Annotated in this window: 6 protein-coding genes; 2 read left to right on the forward strand and 4 right to left on the reverse strand. The window is 71.1% G+C overall.

Translation table 11 applies throughout. The features are described from left to right. From ACNPM4_RS04185 to ACNPM4_RS04195, 3 genes are all read right to left on the reverse strand, one after another. On the reverse strand, positions 1 to 851 hold an 851-nt coding region (locus tag ACNPM4_RS04185), incomplete at its 3' end, for an EamA family transporter (RefSeq protein WP_448984794.1). A 167-nt stretch (positions 852 to 1018) separates the two neighbouring features. After that, positions 1019 to 1903: an SDR family oxidoreductase gene (locus ACNPM4_RS04190; RefSeq protein WP_448984795.1), complete on the reverse strand. Its 885-nt coding sequence runs from the start codon at positions 1901 to 1903 to the stop codon at positions 1019 to 1021. Positions 1904 to 2029: 126 nt separating this feature from the next. Then, positions 2030 to 2377, reverse strand: a complete 348-nt coding sequence (locus ACNPM4_RS04195) for a DUF7882 family protein (protein ID WP_029261357.1) — start codon at positions 2375 to 2377, stop codon at positions 2030 to 2032. Between the two features lie 187 nt (positions 2378 to 2564). Between ACNPM4_RS04195 and ACNPM4_RS04200 the strand changes: the two genes are divergently transcribed. Together ACNPM4_RS04200 and ACNPM4_RS04205 are read left to right on the forward strand one after the other, a co-directional pair. Further along, on the forward strand, positions 2565 to 3044 hold the full coding sequence (locus ACNPM4_RS04200; protein ID WP_029261356.1) for a hypothetical protein: 480 nt from the start codon (positions 2565 to 2567) through the stop codon (positions 3042 to 3044). 35 nt (positions 3045 to 3079) lie between these two features. Next, a complete protein-coding gene (locus tag ACNPM4_RS04205; protein WP_448984796.1) occupies positions 3080 to 3580 on the forward strand; it encodes a CinA family protein in 501 nt (166 codons plus the stop codon). A gap of 22 nt (positions 3581 to 3602) precedes the next feature. On the opposite strand, the gene ACNPM4_RS04210 is transcribed toward ACNPM4_RS04205, so the two are convergent. Beyond that, on the reverse strand, positions 3603 to 4035 hold a 433-nt coding region (locus tag ACNPM4_RS04210), incomplete at its 5' end, for a zinc-binding dehydrogenase (RefSeq protein WP_448984797.1).

The following is a 4035-nucleotide window of genomic DNA, read 5'->3' on the forward strand; positions in this document are numbered from 1 at the left end:
ACGCCGAGGGTCGCGCCGACGCTGGCGGCGATCACGAGGGCGACCGCCAGCAGCCGCAGCGGGGTCGCGTCCTGCCCGAGGATCAGCCAGCCGGCCAGTGTCGCGAACGCCGGCTCGAGGCTCAGCAGCACGCCGAACACGCGCTGGGGCAGACGGCGCAGCGCTGCCAGCTCGAAGCTGTACGGGATCACCGACGACAGCACCGCGGTGATGGCCGCGAGCAGCAGCAGCTGCGGGTCCATCGCGACCGTCGATGCTGCCGGGATGCCGACCGGGATGAGCAGCACGGCCGCCACCACGAGTCCCATCGCCAGGCCGCTGCTGCCGGGGATGAGCGCACCGACGCGGGCACTCATACGGATGTACATCACCCAGAACCCGGCCGCGATGAGGATGAAGACGAGCCCCAACGGGTCGAGCGGCTCGGCCCCGATCAGGCCGTCGATTCCCAGGGCGACCATGCCGAGGAGGGCGACACCGACCCAGGCGGCATCCGCCAGACGACGGGTCAGCACCGCGGCGAGCACGAGCGGCCCGAGGAACTCGATCGCGACAGCGGGGCCGAGCGGGATGCGGTCGATCGCCGCGTAGAAGAAGCCGTTCATCGCGGCCAGCGAGACGCCGAAGAGCACCGCGGCGAGCCACTGCGGGCGCGTCCACTTCCCGGGCCGCGGCCGCACGATGACGACGAGCAGGATCGCGGCGATCGCGACCCGCAGCGAGGTCACGCCCCACGGCCCGAGCACCGGGAACAGCTGCGCCGCGACGGCCGCGCCGAAGGGCAGCGAGAGGCAGGAGCCGATGACGAGTGCGACGCCCACGAGGGGGCCGGATGCGGCGGGCTTCTGCACCAGACAAGCTTAGGCGGCTGCGGCTCGGCGGCCCGCGGTGCACAACTCCTCAAGAACGTCGGTTCGACCCGATCTCAGGCCCGATCCGCCGCTTTCGGTCGGGTTTCTGAGGAGTTGTGCACGGGCACGGCCGGAGACCGCGGGCCGGGGCCGACGGCCGGACGGCTTCAGAGCGGCTTGCCGCCCGTCACCGCGATCACCGAGCCGGAAGTGTACGAGGACTCGTTCGAGGCGAGGTACACGTAGGCGCTGGCGAGCTCCGCCGGCTGACCCGCGCGTCCGAGGGGCGTGTCCTGCCCGAAGGTCGCCAGCCTCTCCGCGTCCCAGCCGGTCGCGGGGATCAACGGCGTCCAGATCGGACCGGGAGCGACCGCATTCACCCGGATGCCCTTGGGCCCTGCCTCCTCGGCGAGCGCCTTCACGAAAGCCACCTGGGCGGCCTTGGTCATGGCGTAGTCGATGAGTCCCGGCGACGGGTTGAACGCCTGGACGGATGCCGTCACGATGATGCTCGCGCCGGGCTCGAGGTCGGGGTACGCCGCGCGGGCGGAGAACAGCAGACCGACGAGGTTCGTGTCGAACACGCGCCGCATCCGGTCAGTCGCCAGGTTCTCGAAGCTGTCGATGTCGTGCTGGTACGCGGCGTTGAGCACGAGCGTGTCGAGTCCGCCGAGCTCGCTCCGCGTGCGGGCGACGATGTCGGTCGCGAAAGCCTCGTCCCGCAGGTCGCCCGCGAAGCTCACCCCCGTGCGCCCTGCCTCACGGACCAGGGCCAGAGTGTCCTCCGCGTCGTCCTGCTCCTCCGGCATGTGCGCGATCGCGACATCGGCGCCCTCGCGCGCGAAGGCGATCGCGACGGCTCGCCCGATGCCGGAGTCCCCGCCGGTGATGAGCGCTCGGCGCCCCGCCAGCCGGCCGTGGCCGACATAGCTCTCCTCGCCGTGATCGGGGTCGGGACGTGTCAGCTCCGTGAGCCCGGGCTGATCCTGCTGCTGCGCGGGGAAGCCTTCTTCGCGATGCGCGTGCCGGGGGTCGGAAGTGTTGTCGGTCATGGCCGATCCTCCTCGTCTCGATGTGTCCGACCGACTCTTCCGGATCGGCAGCCACGAGTGCAGGGGGTTGACAGCCGTGCAGGGAGGCGGGAGGAGCGCCGCCGCGAGAGGGAGCTGTGCGGCGGGTCAGAGCTGAGGCGTGACGGGGACCTCTTCGGTGCCGGGTTCCACGCCCGCCTCGGCGGGTTCGGGAACCAGGTACAGCCCGCTCGGCGCGTTGGCGGTGAAGGCGAGCGCCTCGATCCACGCCCGGTTGATGGAGGGCTGACGGCTGCCGAAGTACTTGAACACCAGCGAGCTGCCCGGCTGGATCCAGACCGTCGTGCGTCCGCCGCCGACGCTCGCGTCTTCACGCCAGCTGAACGGGAACGGCTCGCCACGCCGCAGCTTCGCGGTGATGACGAGCTGCAGGTGTGTGAGAGCGCGGTCCTCGACCTCGGTCTTCACTCCGCCTTCATAGACGAACTTGCCCATTCTGTGCTCCTTGGTCGCAGTCTGGCCGAGACGACGGCTCATCCTATTCTCGCTCACACGGCGACAGTATTCTGCCTCTGTTCAGACCGATGGCGGATGCGGGTCCGCCGCCGCGAAGTCAACCCCCTCGGCAGAACGAACACGCTCACCCTAATCTCGAACACCCGAGCTTGAGGAGGGCATTTCCATGAACGCACGACACATCGACGATCGCCCCGACGAGGGGTACACCCCCGGAACCACGCACGCCGAGTGGGGCGCGGGAAATCCCCGGCTGCGCATCACGCGCGACGATGAGCGTACCGAGTTCGCGCTCGAGGCCGACGTGGTCCGGGTCGGCTCCGCCGAAGGAAACGAACTGCGTCTGGCGGACACCGACCCCGTGCACGCCACGATCACGCACGACGACCGCGACGAGTATGTCCTGACCCTGCACGGCGAGGGCGAGATGAACGCCAGCGCCGGAGCGGACGCCACGCACCCCGGTGACGATTCCGAGACGCTCCGCACCGGTGCGCATTTCACGGCGGGACCGTGGACGCTGGTGTTCGCCCGCGACGAGTTCGCCGACCACGGGCGCCCCTTCGGCGGCCGCGCGGGCGGCGAGTACTCCGACCAGCCGCTGCAGCCGCCGCGTCCGGACTACGACGGCGACGAGTCCCGCTGAACGACGACGGGCACGACATCGGAGAGCGTCTCGCAGTGACGGATCACATCGAACGGCTGAGCGACCTCGCCCGCGTGCGAGGGTTGCGTGTGGCTGTGGCGGAGTCCCTCACCTCGGGCCGGCTGGCGAACACCGTCGGTTCCGGGGCAGACGCGTCGGAGTGGTTCGCGGGCGGCGTCGTGGCCTATCTGACGGATGTGAAGGAGCGCGTGCTCGGGCTGGTCCCCGGCACGGACCCCTGTTCCGCGGCGTGCGCCGAACAGCTCGCCATCGGAGCGCGCGATCTGCTCGACGCCGATGTCTGCGTGTCGACGACCGGCGTCGGCGGGCCGGACCCCGACGGGGGCCATCCGCCCGGGACGGTGTACCTCGGGTGGGCCACCCCCGACGCGGTCGGACACCGCCGCCTGGCGCTGACGGGCGATCCCGAAGAGGTCCTGGCCGCGACGGTCGAGGCCGCCGTCCGGCTCCTGGCCTTCCATGCAGAGGGCCTGCGACCCGCCGGGCCCCGCCGAAGCCCACAGCGGACCGCGTAGCTCCACCGCAGGTCTCGAAGGGTCAGTGCCCCGGGAGCAGTCCGATCCGCAGGGGGGCGTCGGCTGCCGTCGCTTCTTCGAGGGCGGCATCGATCTCGTGCAGCCCACGCACCGCGCCGACCGCGTCACCGAACGGATAGGCACGCCCGCGTCCGGCCAGGAACGCGACGGCCGCGGCGAGCTCGGCTCCCGTGTAGTTGTGGATGCCGGCGACCGTGACCAGGCGCCGCACGATGCTCTCGGCGTCGAACGGCACCGGATCGGCGGGGAACACGCTGCCGACCAGCACCACCGTGCCACCGACGGTCACCCCGGCGAGCGCCTCGCCCACAGCGTGGCCCGAGGCTTCGATCACGACGTCGGGCTCGCGGTCCAGACTCGTCGCGCCGAACCGTGCGGCGAGCGCGCGACGGTCCGGGTTGGGATCGAGCACCTCGACCGTCGCCCCCTGCTCC

The organism is Microbacterium umsixpiens, assembly GCF_053543675.1.